This is a genomic window from Bradyrhizobium sp. NBAIM08 (assembly GCF_020193935.1).
GTDB lineage: Bacteria > Pseudomonadota > Alphaproteobacteria > Rhizobiales > Xanthobacteraceae > Bradyrhizobium > Bradyrhizobium yuanmingense.
The window spans coordinates 1-15,860 of sequence record NZ_JADYVR010000026.1 but is presented as its reverse complement, the minus strand read 5'-3'; the positions used below and the strand labels follow the sequence as shown (position 1 = coordinate 15,860).

At 58.3% G+C, this 15,860-nt stretch carries 15 protein-coding genes and 2 pseudogenes; 12 read left to right on the top strand and 5 right to left on the bottom strand.

The window, feature by feature from the left end:
- Window positions 1–325: 325 nt before the first annotated feature.
- From I6F37_RS37590 to I6F37_RS37580, 3 genes are all read right to left on the bottom strand, one after another.
- Window positions 326–844, bottom strand: a complete 519-nt coding sequence (locus tag I6F37_RS37590; RefSeq protein ID WP_202948393.1) for a GGDEF domain-containing protein — start codon at window positions 842–844, stop codon at window positions 326–328.
- Window positions 807–1,238, bottom strand: coding sequence for a hypothetical protein (locus I6F37_RS37585; RefSeq protein WP_202948394.1), 432 nt, complete (start codon window positions 1,236–1,238; stop codon window positions 807–809). Before I6F37_RS37585 ends, I6F37_RS37590 begins: the two co-directional genes overlap by 38 nt.
- 810 nt (window positions 1,239–2,048) lie before the next feature.
- On the bottom strand, window positions 2,049–2,357 hold the full coding sequence (locus tag I6F37_RS37580; RefSeq protein ID WP_036046636.1) for a hypothetical protein: 309 nt from the start codon (window positions 2,355–2,357) through the stop codon (window positions 2,049–2,051).
- A 110-nt stretch (window positions 2,358–2,467) separates the two neighbouring features.
- Here I6F37_RS37580 and tnpB (I6F37_RS46100) point away from each other — a divergent pair, with 110 nt between their 5' ends.
- The 7 genes and pseudogenes from tnpB (I6F37_RS46100) (at window position 2,468) to I6F37_RS37545 (ending at window position 8,697) form a co-directional block, all read left to right on the top strand.
- Entirely contained in the window at window positions 2,468–2,620 is a 153-nt protein-coding gene (tnpB, locus tag I6F37_RS46100; RefSeq protein ID WP_157785328.1) for an IS66 family insertion sequence element accessory protein TnpB, read from the top strand.
- Between the two features lie 406 nt (window positions 2,621–3,026).
- Window positions 3,027–3,869: pseudogene (locus I6F37_RS37570) on the top strand (ISL3 family transposase); the annotation flags it as partial.
- Between the two features lie 862 nt (window positions 3,870–4,731).
- A complete protein-coding gene (locus tag I6F37_RS37565; protein ID WP_081493998.1) occupies window positions 4,732–4,947 on the top strand; it encodes a cold-shock protein in 216 nt (71 codons plus the stop codon).
- Between the two features lie 670 nt (window positions 4,948–5,617).
- Window positions 5,618–6,217 (top strand): Hsp20/alpha crystallin family protein, encoded by a 600-nt coding sequence (locus I6F37_RS37560; RefSeq protein ID WP_225154082.1) that lies wholly within the window; start codon window positions 5,618–5,620, stop codon window positions 6,215–6,217.
- Entirely contained in the window at window positions 6,187–6,486 is a 300-nt protein-coding gene (locus I6F37_RS46095) for a hypothetical protein (RefSeq protein ID WP_225154088.1), read from the top strand. The genes I6F37_RS37560 and I6F37_RS46095 overlap by 31 nt, the downstream gene beginning before the upstream one ends.
- A gap of 284 nt (window positions 6,487–6,770) precedes the next feature.
- Window positions 6,771–7,070, top strand: a complete 300-nt coding sequence (locus I6F37_RS37550; RefSeq protein ID WP_157785339.1) for a hypothetical protein — start codon at window positions 6,771–6,773, stop codon at window positions 7,068–7,070.
- A 347-nt stretch (window positions 7,071–7,417) separates the two neighbouring features.
- Window positions 7,418–8,697, top strand: a pseudogene (locus I6F37_RS37545) (ISNCY family transposase).
- Window positions 8,698–8,931: 234 nt separating this feature from the next.
- Here I6F37_RS37545 and tnpB (I6F37_RS37540) read toward each other — a convergent pair.
- Complete coding sequence (tnpB, locus tag I6F37_RS37540; RefSeq protein ID WP_202948395.1) at window positions 8,932–9,090, bottom strand: IS66 family insertion sequence element accessory protein TnpB; 159 nt, start codon at window positions 9,088–9,090, stop codon at window positions 8,932–8,934.
- A 120-nt stretch (window positions 9,091–9,210) separates the two neighbouring features.
- Window positions 9,211–9,510 (bottom strand): transposase, encoded by a 300-nt coding sequence (locus I6F37_RS46090; protein ID WP_063710717.1) that lies wholly within the window; start codon window positions 9,508–9,510, stop codon window positions 9,211–9,213.
- A gap of 644 nt (window positions 9,511–10,154) precedes the next feature.
- Here I6F37_RS46090 and I6F37_RS37525 point away from each other — a divergent pair.
- The 5 genes from I6F37_RS37525 to I6F37_RS37505 all read left to right on the top strand — a co-directional run bounded on the left by I6F37_RS37525 (window position 10,155) and on the right by I6F37_RS37505 (window position 15,755).
- Complete coding sequence (locus tag I6F37_RS37525; protein ID WP_225154081.1) at window positions 10,155–10,862, top strand: hypothetical protein; 708 nt, start codon at window positions 10,155–10,157, stop codon at window positions 10,860–10,862.
- A 482-nt stretch (window positions 10,863–11,344) separates the two neighbouring features.
- Complete coding sequence (locus I6F37_RS37520) at window positions 11,345–12,121, top strand: cupin-like domain-containing protein (protein ID WP_081494001.1); 777 nt, start codon at window positions 11,345–11,347, stop codon at window positions 12,119–12,121.
- Entirely contained in the window at window positions 12,114–13,091 is a 978-nt protein-coding gene (locus I6F37_RS37515) for a threonine/serine dehydratase (protein ID WP_050992087.1), read from the top strand. The genes I6F37_RS37520 and I6F37_RS37515 overlap by 8 nt, the downstream gene beginning before the upstream one ends.
- A 1,180-nt stretch (window positions 13,092–14,271) precedes the next feature.
- Window positions 14,272–14,592, top strand: a complete 321-nt coding sequence (locus I6F37_RS37510) for a hypothetical protein (RefSeq protein ID WP_225154080.1) — start codon at window positions 14,272–14,274, stop codon at window positions 14,590–14,592.
- Window positions 14,586–15,755, top strand: coding sequence for a DUF3141 domain-containing protein (locus tag I6F37_RS37505; RefSeq protein ID WP_249795421.1), 1,170 nt, complete (start codon window positions 14,586–14,588; stop codon window positions 15,753–15,755). The genes I6F37_RS37510 and I6F37_RS37505 overlap by 7 nt, the downstream gene beginning before the upstream one ends.
- Window positions 15,756–15,860 lie beyond the last annotated feature (105 nt).

The following is a 15,860-nucleotide window of genomic DNA, read 5'->3' as shown; positions in this document are numbered from 1 at the left end:
CCATCGGGGCGCGATAGCGGCCTCCCGCAAACGTTGTGTTCGAGCGACAGGCAAGTTCGCGCACCGAAGCAACGAGCTATATCCTGAATATGCCGCTTCAAGACTTTGACGACGGCTGTCACGCGACGCCGTCGTAGCAAGCAACGACATAACAGCTCCCGGCAGCTAGTGACCGCAGCCTATTGCGGTGCGAACCTGCCTGCAAACTGCAATGGATGGACCATGACCGAATAGTTGTTAATAGAGGCGGCTTTGGCTCGGAGAACAGCGAGAACGGGCGTCCGGGTCAAGAGCACCGGAGACGGAGTGAACGATGAACGATATCCTAGGCGACAACCACACGGTTGCGGCCCTCAAATTTTGCGCGATAGAGTCGCTGGTCGGCGACGTTCACGAACCCGTCGAGCGTGTCTCCATCACGCCTGAACTCCGACACTCCAACGCTGATGGTGACGCCGACCGACGGTTCGGCTCCGACGTCGAATGCAGTGCGTTCGATGGCCGATCGAAGGCGCTCGGCGACCGCGCCAGCCGCGTCGAGCGTCGCCCCCGGTAGCAGTACCATGAATTCTTCACCGCCCACGCGCGCGACAGATTCGTAAGGCCGGATTGCCTCCAGACACTTTCGCACGAATACGCGCAGGACCTCATCGCCGACGCTGTGACCACGTGAGTCGTTTGTATCCTTGAAATGGTCTAGATCGAGGGACAGCAGAGACAAGGGCGCCCCGGTCCTCTTGGCTCGTGCGATCTCCGCGCCGATATGCTCGATAAAGTGGCGCCGGTTCCCGGCACCGGTTAGTGGATCAGTGGCGGCGAGCCGCTCCAGCCGTTGATTGCTCAATTTCACTTGCTGAAGTGCCTTTTTGAGTGTCGGCCATCGATTTGGCCAGGCGGGCGGTCATTTCTTCCTGGCTATAGATGGTGGCGAACGATTGCGTTGTTCGGAAAGCCTGGACGACGCCATAGCTGAGCAAAAAAAATCCGCCAGCAAAGATTGCGTGAGCCAGCCACCACATATGATTCCACGGCGCGGCCAAAATGAATGCGAGCGACGATAGCGCAAACCATGCGACAGAAACGCCGAAAACAAGCATGAGCGGCGAGTGAATCCGTCGCATGAGCAAGACCGCGACGTTCAGCGCACTGAAGAGCAATGCGCCGCCCTCCATGGACAGGCGGACCACCGGGTGCCCAGCATAGGGTGAATAGGCGACCAGTGCGACAGCTAGGTCCATCGTATGCGACAGCTAGGTCCATCGTAAGGAACAGGCCAATCCACGTCAGCCATGCGCGCGTGTCCGAGCGCTTCTCAAGTCCGTCTGACGGCCGGTTGTAGCTGAGTAGCCCGACGAAGAGCAAAATCGACATCGCCAGACGCGACGCTGGCCCATAGAGCAGAAACAGCCAAATGTTGCGATGTGCCATCCCCGTGAAGGCGCCGTGCAGCGTATAGATCAGCACGAAGGCCAGAAAACCAAGCGTCAACCACCGCAACAGAGGCTCGCCTGAAGACTGATAGCAACGCCACGTCACATATGTGACGAACAGCCCCTCGAGGGTAGCGACGGCGATGGCGAATTCGTGGAACAGGTGGTCTTCAAACTTCAGCGCGGGAGCTTGCTGGAAATAGAGGTAAGCGATGAACTGAGTGGGTAGCAGGGCGAAGCCGATAATGAGAAGGCTCGTATACGCCTGTGTGATCAGCCGCAGCGCGCTGGGCGGCTCCTGCAACATAAGATTGGTACTCATATGCTATACCGTCATTCCATGATGATCGCACGCGGTCCTTTCATGAACTCGTGGGGCCCTTCTTCAAGCATCTTGTCGTGCTAGACAAGCAAAGTGAAGGCATCATGGCTCGTCTCCGCCGTAGCTCATCCAACACCCGGCACGGTGATCCCGCTGAACGGGCGCGGAAGTCACAAGATTTACGTTTCCGTCCATCGGCTGCACTCATCCGGACGGGGCTGCGACGCCGCCAGGATTGGCTTGCCATCCAGGAGCGGCCAAGTTCGCCACTGCGGGATCGTCGGTGCCGTGGCGGGTTATGTGTTCGAGCCCACTACGTTCAGCCCACCCGCAAGGGTATCGTGCGTGTTCAGTACAGTATCCCAGCTGCTGCCCCGAGTCGTCACGATCTGCGACCCGGTCGAAAACGCGCCGGAGGAGGAGGAAATCACGAGGCCATTGAGGAAGGGATTCTGCGCATTACCGTACTCAATCGTCTGCTTGTCACCCACTGGTAGCGCCGCTGTGACGGTCGGTCCGGACTGGTTCGGCTCGGAGCCGACGAGCGTGATGAGCAACACCGTAAGTGTCAGCCCGCTTTGATTGATGAGTTTCTTGTATACCATCTGTGACCTCCGTCGTGCCCGTGTCCCCGCGGCAAAATGCGGGACAGAGGTTCCGCTATATACATTAACTGGTTAAGCTAAGCCCCTGCCAGATCTTGTAGGCGGCCGACATTTGGAGCCTGCCAGGACTGGGCAGGTCACTTTATGCCAAGCGGCTGGAGCGCGGCCGCTTTTTGTGGCCGTCGGCGGCGGACGTGGTGACAATCACCCCAGTCCAGCTTCGCTACATGCTCGACTACCCATGCGAATGCTCCTCCTCGTGAGGCTGTGATTCTGAGATGGAGATGGTCGAGCTCGTGATTGCGTAGTTTTCGAGCCTCCATCGCGCACGGCGTGTTGGAGAACGGGTGCGCGTCCGAAGGGATGCGATCGATTAAAAGGCCCGCTTGCCTGCTGTTCAATACGCCAGCGAAATTTCTGTGTGCTTAGCAGGTCGGATGAATGCCGCCATCGCGTACAGGCCGGGCGTGCAAGAGAATGCGCTGGGCCGTGATGGGCAGCACGTTGTCGGGGCAATTTGGCGACCGATGTTGCTAGGTCGTCAATATGGCAGCGATTAGCAATTTCATCATCGTGCATGTTGGTGCGGGCGGGCTTGAGCACGCGTTCTACTCACTTTTGATGCAGTTTGGAGGATGTCTTGCGCTTTGATTGGGGAAAATCAGCGCCATGCAGCAAGCACTCCACCGCTCCAGTCTGGTGCCGCGTGGGTTCGTTGAAGAGAGCGCGTGCTACGAGGGTGACAAAGTTGTCATTACGGTCCGAGCATCCAGAAGCGTTGGCGTATGTCCGTCGTAGAGAACGGTTTCCCGACGTGTCGATAGCCGGAATCGACGACGCGTGACCGATCTGCCGCTCTTGGGGCGGATCGTAGGAGCTCCTGGTGATCGCCCGTCGCTTCCGCTGCGACGCCGTCCTGTGCGGTGCTATATATTCGCTGAGCGCTTCGCAAGGGATACTGGCTCCGTCGGCGCGACGCACGGCGAGGCTGGGCTCTATCGTCCATCACCTTGGTCTGGCGCTTGGCGGTCGTCCGGCGGCAACCTTCGCAAAACAGCTGATGTTGCCGGTAAGTAAAGATACGCTCCTGCGCGTGGTCCGACGCCGTCGCCGTTCCCTGGCTGGCCCGCTCAGGGTTATCGGCATTGATGATTGGGCCTGGCGGCGCAATCACCGATGCGCCAGCATCATCTGCAATCTGGAACGACGCCGGATCGTCACCCTACTGCCGGATCGTGAACCCACGACCGCCCAAGCCTGACGTGCTCATCCCACGATCGCGATCGTCGCCCGAGACCGTGGTGGAGAATATTGTGAGGCGGCGGCCAAAGCCTTGCCGCAGGCGGTGCAGGTCGCGGATCGCTGGCATCTAATGGAGAACGCGAGCCGAGCCTTCCTCAAGGCCGTCCGCAAATCGATGCGTCAGATCCGCGTCGTCATCGGTGCGACTGCGATTGGTCCCAATCTGCTGACAGCCGCCGAGCGCCCCAGTATGAGGGCTATCGCCAACGGCTCTTTAATTGCGGGTTGTTGTCAACTTTTTTTGAAGCCATATGGCAAAGTAGTCGCGCTCGGCCCGACGGAGCAGGTCGGGGTTGCGCAGACGGGGCGAGCGCGGCTGGTGGATCTATAGCGAGCTCGTAGTAATAAGCTGATTTGCTGTCACCTGGTTTCAATGTGATCAGTTGCCCGATGGTCCTTTCCGAGGTCGTAAGCGCCTCATGATGATGTCCGGATCGGGTGCCTCCTCGTTTGCAACGGGGTGCGGACGAGCCGCTACCAGCCGATTGACCGAGGTCATTACGACCACCGTCCCAGCGGGCATCGCCAGCCCGGCGGACCGGGCCAGGAACCTGCAAAAAAAGTCGGGCTGGCATGTTGCCCCCGTCGAATGATGTGCCGTCGACCCAGATACAGTGGAGGATGACAGTGATCTTGCGGGCCGGTCCGGACGTGTCGGTGCCCCCGGGATCGGACACGCGAGCGTGAGCCTGCAGTCCGAAGTTCGGCGGGACCAACTGGGACGGACAGTGCCCCCGTCGGCCATCAGTTTTCAGACCAAAGCGAACACCTTGACCCTGTAGCCCGCCACGAAGCGCCTGCAGAATCTCCAATTCTCGATTCGGCACGACCCTTGCTCGGTCCTGGGCAGCATCACCGGGTCTCCAGATGCGGTAATGTTACCGGCGGGCTCGTCGCTTGTAGCGCCTGGTCCGCCCCGCCGGTTTGCTGTGAGGCGAGGTGAGTCAGGATGTTCAAGTGGCGGCGCTCATCTTCGCTCGCGCTCGTCGCCGTCGAGTTAGGAACGGAAAGTGCACCCGCAGCTCCGGAGTAGTAGGCGGCGATATCGAGCCGCAAAGACCTTGGAACAAACATGCGCACCGGAACAGTAGTGTCGTACAGCGTTGAAAAGGGCTGGGGGTTCATTCGGCCTGACTATGGCGACGGCAAGGATTTGTTCGTGCACATATCGGACCTTCGCGACTGCGCAGGAGCTGATCTGGTGTCCGGCACGCGCGTGACTTTCGGTATTCGTTTCAATAAACAGCGCTCGAAATACAGAGCCGTCGAGGTCAGGCTGATCGATTGAAATATCGCGCATCCTGCTGCAGGCGTGCGCGTTACATAACATCCATAGCGCAAAAGCAACAATGGATCGTGCATGAGTTCATTTGCGGGAACCAGACACCTAGTCATGGACGTTTGCGACGCTCGCGCTCGGAAGCGCGACGCTAAGCTAATCGATAGGAATTGTCTTCATTGTCAATGCCGAGCAGACAGCCAAGCTCGCCCGCGCATATCCGCTTAAGCGATCCCGATTGAGCAAGCGCTACCAAATGAGATAGGTTCGCCATGTTGCCGGTTGTGGTACTTTCCGAAGCCTCTTGGTCGCATCTAGACCACGCAGCGCGCTGCGATCCTGTTCAGACGGGGAGACGTTGAATGCCCGCGAGAAGTCCCGAGTACGAGAAACGCGAACGGAAGTCAGATCCAGAGCCCGAACGGGCCGCCCGGGCATCAGCCGGAGACAACAGACCTGTTCGGTGCGGCATTGAAACACGGGTCAAAGCTGGCTGCTTCCTCTCTGCACGCTCAGGCCAATCTTCTGAAGAATCTTGCCAATTCCAAAACTCTCTCGGACGTAATGAAGTGCCATCTGGATTTCGCGGAGCGGCTCTGGTCGAAATCGTTTAACGAAAGTGACAGATAATATGTAAAGCGGGCCCGTCATCTGCGGCAAAGGTGAGCAATTCGCCGACGTGAAATCGCGCGCTATTCCCTCCGAGGTGAAAGAGCTTTTGGCAGGCCGATTATTCTTATACGGACTATCGGCGCGCTGCACGTCGCGGACTGCCCAGGAAGTCAGCAACGTCGTCACCTATTGGACGAAATCAACTGGCGGCCGGCGGCCACGACTAATTCTCTTGCGACCGAAAGCGTCAAACTTCCATGGAGAATTGATCACGGCAACTGAAACCAAAGACCTGTCGCGAAGTTCGACCAACGATCCCGCCGTCGCGGGCGAGATATGGCAACCATTTTCGGCATTCAGAAGCGAGATCGATCGGATTTTCGACGATCTCGGTGGCCGCTTTTGGAACCAGCCAGTCCGCTCGCTCGCGCGCCTCAAACGCGATCTTTGCAAGAAGCTTTCGGCCCCGGCGGTCGACGTGACCAAAAGCGACAATGCGTACGAGATAACGGTCGAACTACCTAACCTCGACCAGAAGAATATCGCAGTCAAGCTTACTCATGGTGGTCTTAGTATCAGGGGCGACAAGCGAGATGAAACCTCTTCGCCCTACCGGACGGCGTCAACTCCGACAAGATCGAGCCCACTTTTAAGTACGGTGTACTGAATGTCGTTCTACCGAAGACCGAAGAGGCGCAAGAAGGCAGCCAAGACCATCAACGTCAAGGCGGCCTAAGGCTTCGCTGGGGCGAGGCTGTGCCCCCAGCCTCGCTCATCCTGCAAGTCCCCAGCATCGGTGAGGCGGCCTTTCATGCGTACACATCTTATCGCGAGCAAAGACCTCCTCTCGTGACGCCACACACCACAATCCAAAGAGCAGCCAATATCCTGCTCTGGATTCATGTCAGCGCGCCGGCCTCTCGTCAACGACGTTGAAACTGCTTCAAAAAGTGACTTTTGAAACTGTTTCGAACAGTGACTTTTGAGATTGGCGCACCGGTTCAAGTAAGCCGCATGGCATCGTCAACTTGATCAACCGCTGAGTCTCAGAGATTCGAGAGCAATGGCGCTTATCGTCGTGTATCGCACCAAGTCGCAAAGCAGGCGTGCAGAAGACGGAAGTCGGCAGTGACGGCTCCGGGATATTAAGAGGCAGGCCTAGAGCGGAGCTCAGCCATTAGGCCATCTGCTTAAAGTATTGTTCGTTCCAGGCTCCGGAGGTGGAGTGCATCGGCAAGGGCAACGCAGGAGCAGAGCCAGATGTCTTCCTTGGCCTTATCCGCTACTGCGGGTCGACCGGAGACGGTCCGGTTCATCGTGAAGCGCATGACGGAATGGAAACTCCTGATGCGCAAGCCGAGACGTTGCGCAAAAACTGGCGGCTCACGCACGCGCCATTTGATGAAGCGTCATATACGCGCGATTTGAATACACTCAGACGTCCATTAGATTACACCCGTTGTCGGATGTTCGACGAGTCGGACATGGAACGCGGCGATTCGGAGGTGCGCGTTGTTTAGAAAGATATACTGCTCTGGCACGTCGTTTGCTCCACGATGTACAACAACGCGCCCGGCTATTTAGGCCCCTCTAATGACAGGGCTTTCCGAATGCTCGCCGGTCCTGATGCTTCCGTCGTTCCAACAACTCAATAACAGATGACTGAGAACACCTGCCGAGCTGCAAAGCGTGGGGTCCGGCGACAGCGAACATTAGCCTAGAGGGGCGCGACGATCATGGACAGATTGTACGGGCATGATGAAGGCTCTTCGTACCGGGCCAGACGTTCGCTCCCGAAACAGAATCGTTTTTCAACGTTCGGGATTTCAGCGCAGCCGCTCATTGGGCCATCGAACGGCTCACTGATATGCTGTCGGGTAACGACGTTGAAGGTGTGCGTCTGCAAAGACCGGTCGATCTGATGGCCCGCGCCCGCAACCTCATGACGGCGGCGGCAGGCGTGCGCTACCGGCGTTCGGATCGCGAAGAAGGCACGGATATTGGACGAGTTCGTCGACATCACCGGATCCCATCGCAAGCATGCGATGCGTCTACTTCGAAACAAGGAAGACGCACGCCAAGGCCGACGGGGGCGACGTCGGATCTACAATGAAGCAGAACACACCGCGCTTTGTGCTGCTTTGGGAGCATAAGACCGGATCTGCGGGAAGCGACTGAGGGCGTTAATGCCTGCGCTGATCGAGGCGATGGAACGCCACGGGCACCTCGACCTTGCCCCTGAGATGCGTGCCAAACTTTTGGCGATGAGCGCTGCGACGATCGATCGCGCATTGGTGCAGGTCCGAGAAAAATTAGGTCGCAAGCGCCGGCGGCACACAGCACATTCCCTGCGTCGCAGTGTTCCATGATACCGTGTTCGTGAACGAGACGCTGAAGGCCTACTGCGAAGCGGCCGACATTGTCTCCCCGCGTTGTCGTCCCTACCGGAAGAATAACCAGGCGTTCGTCGAGCAAAAGAACGGCGCCGTCGTGCGCAGGATGGTCGGCTATCGTAGGTTCGAAGGCCTGGAAGCGGCCGAGCTGCTGGCCGAACTGTATCGATCAGCGCGGCTGTTCGTGAACGTCTTGCGACGGTGCTCGTGTACGCAAGACATACCGCGCGTCAGCAACGCCTCACCAACACCTGGCAGCAGACGCCCGCACGCCTGATGCTGTCCGCCATCATCTCAAGAAATCTATGCCGTTCTCGATCCGGTCGCGTTGTTGCGCGACATTCGCGACGGGCAGGAACGCCTCGCGGCCCTCGCGGATACCCAACCAATCGGCAGCCCTGCTGCGGCATCGCACTCGATCGATCGTTTCCTGGCAAGTCTACGCACAGCTTGGAAGGACGGAGCCATGCGACCAACGGATCGGCTACTCGTGAAGGCGAGAAGAGGCCGGCGTCGTCCCGACCCGCTCATCCGGGCAACGCCAGATTTGCGAAAATGGTTTGAAGCCGAGCCTTGGCGGAGTGGCAGCGAACTGCTCTCGCGCCTGCAGGTGGAGTATCCTGGAGCCTATCCGGATCAAGCTTCGAACCCTTCAACATCGGCGGAAATCCTGGCGCAGCGAGCAAGCGAATGCGCTCTGTTCGCTTCAAGTGAGAAAATGCCGCCAGGGTATGAGGTGACAACGCCCCAATGACGTGCGAGGTGCCTGCGGAGGGAGGCCGGACGCTCCGAAACCCCGCCATCTCCGCACCCGGCCTCCTCCTCAACTCAGGCCAGGAGCAAAATAAATGAGGCAACCAATCGCGCCCGGGAGCATCGATATGTGAGGCAATACGCGCGTTCTCATCCCGATTGTCGCGCTATAACCGGCAACCGATGGCTAGATGAGCTTCCCTCTCTCGAGTATTTTTGTGAACAAGCAGGCTCCCTAGCCATCGTTCCAGATCGCCTTCACAAGGTCGCTGCGGCGACCGCGGAAGACGAACAGATGACCGCTGAGCGGGTCTTTGTGCAGCACCTCCTGCGCTTGGAGTGTTCGCGACGGAAAGCTTCTGCGCATATCCGTGTAGCCTGTCGCGAGCCACATTCGCACATTCCCCAGTATAGCAATCATCGGCATCCAAGCAATCGAGGACCTGCGCCAGCGCCTTCGGATCGACGTGCGCATCCCCCCAGATGCACCATCGGTTGCCGAGATCGATCTCTATCAATCCAGTACGCGCGGCTGCCACGGAGCGAACTCCGCCCTCAACCGCAGGCAAAAGCTTCGGAGTTTCCTCAGCCGATCCGCCACGGCGGCGATCTGCACCGGCGTAAAAGATGGTACAACTTGTTCCGACGTCCGTGCTTGTCGATGCCAAGTAAACACCAGGCTGGCCGCTACTCCGTTGCGACGCGCAACCTCAGTCACCTTCGCGCCCGGCGCTAACGTCTCGACAATCCGCGCCTTGTTGTCCTGCGACCAGCGCCGCCGCCGCTTCCGCCCGCCCAAAACCTCGACCCGCATCGCCTGACGACCTTAAAGCTAGACTTAAGGTCACACGCTTCGCGAATTACCATCCGTCACGCAAGACGGCCCCCTTCGGATGCGTACCTCTCGAAATCCGGCCTGACTTCAGCTCCCCTGTTGCCGCCCCGAGGGGCTGACATCACACAAGCGAATATCGTCTGGCGAGCGATCGGCGCTCAGAGCGATGTGATCACCGCAATGGCAGTGGACTAGAATGCGGCGCAATCCCATCTCGCGCATCTCGCCGAACGTGATCTTGAACGGCCGGCCATCGGCTTCAGTGCGCGCGCGGTGACGAACCGCGGCTCGATCGCGAGCGCTGGCCGCCGGAGGCGGGCATGCCGTGATTAGAGCGCCATCGTAAGTACCTCGCAATTATCTATCCCTAACCGAGCGAATAAGCCTACGAGATAAGGTAGTTGAAGTATTGCTGTTTGCACGGCACCTTCCAGCCTGGATCCAGCGCTCAGGCGATTGTCACCTTACCAACCCAGTGGTGAGCTGAACCGGGGACACGAGCTCGCCCCCGGGGAACCCAGAGTGCGACTCCGAACAGACCACACTCGCCAACCAATCTGCGTCAGTAACTAACGGAGAATTACCCAATGGATTATGAAACGCTTGTGGATCTATCGCAGGACTTGCTGGTCATCACGGCGAGATTCCAGGAGCAGCTCGAGGATGTGGCAGACCAGATCGACCTCACGACGCGCTCTGGCGCACGAGTGTCGAGATCGCGGGCGAGGCGCGCATTGCGCGACGAGAACCTGTCCCGTGCTCGTCTCGATCGTGCAGCTCGCTCAGGGTTGCGGGCCGTTCGCGTGGCGCGCTCTCTGCGCGACGAAGAGTTGCGGGCCGAGCTCGCAGATCGTGCGGCGCGCTCGTTGCGGGATGAGGAACTGCGGGCCGATCGTGCAGCGCGCTCCCTGCGCGACGAAGAGTTGCGGGCCGAGCTCGCAGATCGTGCGGCGCGCTCGTTGCGGGATGAGGAACTGCGGGCCGATCGTGCAGCGCGCTCCCTGCGCGACGAGGAGTTGCGGGCCGAGCTCGCAGATCGTGCGGCGCGCTCGTTGCGGGATGAGGAACTGCGGGCCGATCGTGCAGCGCGCTCCCTGCGCGACGAGGAGTTGCGGGCCGAGCTCGCAGATCGTGCGGCGCGCTCGTTGCGGGATGAGGAACTGCGGGCCGATCGTGCAGCGCGCTCCCTGCGCGACGAGGAGTTGCGGGCCGAGCTCGCAGATCGTGCGGCGCGCTCGTTGCGGGATGAGGAACTGCGGGCCGATCGTGCAGCGCGCTCCCTGCGCGACGAGGAGTTGCGGGCCGAGCTCGCAGATCGTGCGGCGCGCTAGTTGCGGAATGAGGAACTGCGGGCTGATCGTGCAGCGCGTTTGACGCGACGAAGGGAGTGAAATGGCTGTACTTGCAGCGCGTGTGGCGCGTGAGCTGGGAACGGTGGCCGCCCGATGGTGGCGCGATTTCCAGGCGGTCTAGAATTGTGAAGTAGTACAGTGCTCACTCCATCCGAGAAGCGAGTGGGCCTCCTCCTGAATTTGGAGGTCCGACCGCATATCTCCATGAGGAATACTTCATCCGCCATCGCATCGAGGCGACTAAGCGAATCCTTCTCACCGCCAGAATCGATGTGCCGGCTGTTGCTTCGCATGATCGAGGAGGACCCCGATAGTAACCGTTTCTGGAGGTCACTACGCCACGGAAGAGCTGAACCAGGACATCCTTTATAGGCGTGACCTTAAGCAGAACGGCCACAGTGATGAAGTCATAGACGAAACTCCTCCACTCGGTGCGACAGAGTTCAAATTTAGGAGCGATCATGAATCCGTCCGTGGTTAACAGAGCGTGGCTGGAGACCGCGCAATCGATCGAAAGCATCGCTACTCCGAGTGCAGAGGAATTTTATCGACGATTTGTGCGTCCGGCGCTTCCGGTCGTCATCAAAGGCGCGGCATTGACCTTGGGGGCTATCGAACGTTGGAGCTCCGGCTACTTAAAGGCAGCAGCAGGCCATAGGCGGGTGCCCATCGAATTCTCTCCGGACAAAGAGTTCGCAGTCCCAGAGCGAATTGGCAAAGATCAAACCCACTCGACCTTCGGCCGCTTCGTCGATTATCTGCTCTATGGCGACGTAGCCAGTCAAACGACCTATTATCTCGCCCAGATTGATACGTTGCGGTATCTCCCTGAACTTGTGGGTGATGTCGTTCGTCCGCCGTTCGCCCCACTCGCGAAGATAATGAGGCCTCCATACTTATGGATGGGAATTGGCCGTAACGCCTCGAAGCTGCATTACGATTCCTACGACAACCTGTATGCAATGATAAGCGGTCGTAAGCATATTACCTTGTTCCCGCCGGCGGATCGCAGGAATCTCTACCCATATAATGACCATCCTAAGCATCGTCACTTCAGTCGTTTAAACCTTCGCCTTCCAGATCTCGATCGGTTTCCGAGATTGTTGAACGCGCGGCCTTTCGAATGCGTATTGTGTCGTGGCGATATTCTTTACATTCCCGAGGGGTGGTGGCACTATCTTCGGTCTCACGGCCTGAACGTTGCTGTGAACTGGTGGTGGATAGAAGGGCATGCCTGAGGGCGCTGGCGCAAGCCTTGTTGGTCGTATAGTTGCGGCTGAAGCTCGCATCCGATCACTCGTGAGGGAGACTTTCGTCGACCGTTCCCCAATTCTTTCGGGTTTGTCCGGGGGAGGGGAGGTGTGGCTCAAGTACGAGAATCTTCAGCACACGGGATCTTTCAAGGTCCGCGGCGCTCTCAACAAGATCCTGTCCCTCTCCAAAGACGATCTCGCCCGAGGCGTCATCGCCTCGTCAACGGGGAACCATGGACTTGGCGTCGCCTATAGCCTTTCCGCGCTAAAGGCACGCGGGACCATATTTCTGCCCACGACTGCCTCGAAATCCAAGATCGTCGCTCTTGAGCAGTACAAATCCGTCAAGCTGCAGTTTTTCGGCGCGGATGCTGTTACTTCCGAAGCGCACGCGCGCGAAGTCGCGGTCGTCCAACATAGGACATACATCTCGCCCTATAATGACTTAGACGTTATCGTGGGTCAGGGCACCATTGGCATTGAACTTGAGCGGCAATGCCCTAGGCTAGACGCAGTGTTTGTATCGGTCGGTGGCGGCGGCCTTATCAGCGGCATCGCTAGTTATCTCAAGCCCCTCCATCCTGAGCTCCGGATCGTCGGCTGCTGGCCTGAGAATTCCCCGGCACTATATCTTGCGTTAAAGGCTGGAAAAATAGTGGATGTGTGCGAGAACCCTACATTGTCGGACGGTACTGCGGGCGGCATCGAAAGTGGGGCCATCACTTTCAATTACGCTAGAGATCTCATAGACGAGTGCGTCCTGGTTCAAGAAAACGAAATCGTGGACGCTATTCGGCTCGTGCTCGCTGGCCACAGGATGGCAATCGAAGGAGCCGCAGGAGTGGCGGTAGCCGGCTATCTGAAGACGGCGGAGCGATACGCTGGCCAGAACGTTGCCGTCGTGGTTTGCGGCGGTAATATTTCCTATGAGATGCTATGCTCAATCGTCTGCTAACAGAGCGGCCGGCTGTCGGCTTCAGTGCGCGTGCGGTGACGAACGGGGCGTGGCATGCCGCGATTAGAGCACGATCGTAGGTACCTCGCAAACTATCGATCCTAGCCGAGCTCGCACAAATAAGCCTACGAGATAAGGTAATTGAAGTATTGCTGTTTGCACGGCACGTTCCAGCCTGAATCCAGCGCTCAGGCGATTGTCACCTTACCGACCCAGTGGTGAGCTGAACCGGGGACACGAGCCCGCCCCCGGGGAACCCAGAGTGCGACTCCGAACAGGCCACACTCGCCAACCAATCGTATTCCTCCATTGAGGACCGTCTTGTTTGACGAAGGCGAGGGCTGCAGGCCCTAGGGGTAATCCTAGGCTAGGCTAAGATCCACTGCGGGGCTTGCGGCGACCTTCTTGGCAACCGACCTTCCAAGACTAGCGTGCGGGGGGAACGAGCGGCGCCAGAAATCGCCGCCAAAGAAGTCTTCGAACAAGCGATCCACCTCGTTGCGCAATGCCTCGAGTGGGCGCCATGCTTCAGGAAAAAACGCGGGCTCACTAGCCTTCCTGGTGACGGGTAGTCTCGTCTCATTCGCCATGATCTAACTCCATGTTTGAGATCATTCTGGAAGGCGCAATCTCTGACTGCGCTGAGCGGACCAGGTCGTCATAGACCGTAATAGCAACCAATGTGCCAACTCGCCTCCTGATTGAGCGCTCATGTGTGAGACGAACATATTTGAGGCGATGGCTACGGGCGACCGGTCGAAAGTTTGGAAGATTGAGCAGGACCCATCTGAAATAATAGGTGGTCCCGGGGAATGCTCCCTAGGCATGCGAGGTCGCTGTCTAACAAAGACGACCCACAGCGTCCGATCTCTGACAAGCTTGGTTCTCAATCGGACAAACGCTATGCAGCAGAAGAGGAAAGACGGAAGTTGCTTGGCCATCCTTCGTCCGGCAGCAACGAGATGCCTGGCATCGACTTTGCACCGAGAGATCTGGGAACGTCGTGGAAAGTCACCCTGCTCGCAAAACGTCCTCTTGAGGTTACGCTTCCTTGGTCACACTTTGACCTCGCTTGCGAGCAGTTTGCCGGATGAAAGACGCCATCGATAGGCAATCCGGCACCACAGCGCAATTTAGTATCACGGGGCGGCATCGACTCTAGAACAGAGGAGGTTAGGCCATGTCTGACTCGTTCCAGCGCTCCAACCTGGCCCAGTCAATGGAAGCGCAACGTGCAGAAGTCGAGCACGCGCTCACCCGCAGCCCATTCAGAATCTACGCTGATCGCATGGGCCAACAGGGCGCGAAGACCATCAACATTCTACAAGTTGCCTGGATACTGCGGGTCAAGCGCGGCTGCGAAACGGTCTTTACACGCCTACCCGAGCTCTTGGCAAGCGGCGAACGTCTAGCCAAAGATCTGAGGAACCTGCGTGACGATGGACGGCTTGGCGTTGGCGTGAATACATCCGCGACGCGGGCGAGCGCGCTATATTGCTAATCGATCTTCTCCGAGAGAGCGGCGACCTCTTCCTTGAACATGAGGCGGCAGGCTGTCCGCCGGTTCTTTTCTACGAGTACGAGAAGATCATGGACGGAAGGGATCTTCCCGTAAAGTCCAACTTCGTATTGCTGCGCATCATCCCGTCGCAAGATGTTACGGTCGATTACTCCCGTCGTCGGCCCTTTGTTATCATCCCTCCACGAGCGGGACACACTGCGGGTGTGGGAGCTCACGAGCACGATAGTCAGCTCGGCGTCGCATTGCGCGAAGGTCATCCGGTTTATCTGGTGAGCTTCCGTCGCGAGCCGGAGCAGGATCAGCAACTCTCTGATGTGGCCTATGCGGAAGCGGCGTTTGTTCGAGAAGTGATCCGCCGGCATCCGCGCGCGCCTCTGCCGGCCATTATCGGCAACTGCCAAGCAGGCTGGGCGACCCTCGTTCTCGCCGCAACAAACCCTGACTTGACAGGACCCATCGTCATCAATGGATCACCGGTGACGGCTGTATCGGGAAACATCGGCGACAACACTTTCCGCTACATTGCCGGCATATTCGGCGGAGTCTGGATCCCGATGCTTCTGTGCGACCTTGGCCAGGGCATGTTTGATGGAGCCAATCTCATACACAATTTCGAGATGCTCAATCCCGAGCGCCGGCTGTTCCTAAAGTACGCCGAGCTTTTCCGCGACGTGGATACGACGCGCGAAAGCTTTCTTGCCACCGAGAAGTGGTGGAGCAGCTTCTGCTTGCTGCACGAAAACGAGATCTGCTGGATTCTCGAAAACTTGTTCATCGGCAACCGGCTCGGCAAGAACATGGCCTACCTGGGATCGGGGCGTCAGCACGTGGATCTCAAGCAGATCCGCGCGCCGATCATCGTGTTTGCCAGCCATGGCGACAAAGTGACGCCGCCCCAGCAGGCTCTGAATTGGATTACAGATGTTTACGAGAACGAGGAGGAGATCCGCGTTCGCGGCCAACACATTATCTATATGGTGCATGACGACATCGGGCACCTCGGCATCTTCGTCTCTTCAAAAGTTGTCAATAGGGAGTTCCGGCAAGTTGCAACCACGCTTGAGGCAATCGAAGCGTTGATGCCTGGCCTCTACGAAATGTGCATCAAAGATGTTCAGGAAGAGCTGGCCCCGGTTGTCTGAACAGCAATTCCGCGTCGATAAGTGGAGTTTCTGCCAGAGTTAGGCTGCCGCGCGGAACGGCAGCGGGCTGAAGTAAGCTTGATCGGGGGTGCCGCCGTCAAGGCT

Excerpts from the sequence above, each read along its gene's own strand:
- I6F37_RS37585 (WP_202948394.1), bottom strand. The coding sequence starts at position 1,238 with ATGGACCTAGCTGTCGCACTGGTCGCCTATTCACCCTATGCTGGGCAC.
- I6F37_RS37580 (WP_036046636.1), bottom strand. The coding sequence starts at position 2,357 with ATGGTATACAAGAAACTCATCAATCAAAGCGGGCTGACACTTACGGTG.
- I6F37_RS37565 (WP_081493998.1), top strand. The coding sequence starts at position 4,732 with ATGCGCACCGGAACAGTAGTGTCGTACAGCGTTGAAAAGGGCTGGGGG.
- tnpB (WP_202948395.1), bottom strand. The coding sequence starts at position 9,090 with ATGTGGCTCGCGACAGGCTACACGGATATGCGCAGAAGCTTTCCGTCG.
- I6F37_RS46090 (WP_063710717.1), bottom strand. The coding sequence starts at position 9,510 with ATGCGGGTCGAGGTTTTGGGCGGGCGGAAGCGGCGGCGGCGCTGGTCG.
- I6F37_RS37520 (WP_081494001.1), top strand. The coding sequence starts at position 11,345 with ATGAATCCGTCCGTGGTTAACAGAGCGTGGCTGGAGACCGCGCAATCG.
- I6F37_RS37515 (WP_050992087.1), top strand. The coding sequence starts at position 12,114 with ATGCCTGAGGGCGCTGGCGCAAGCCTTGTTGGTCGTATAGTTGCGGCT.
- I6F37_RS37510 (WP_225154080.1), top strand. The coding sequence starts at position 14,272 with ATGTCTGACTCGTTCCAGCGCTCCAACCTGGCCCAGTCAATGGAAGCG.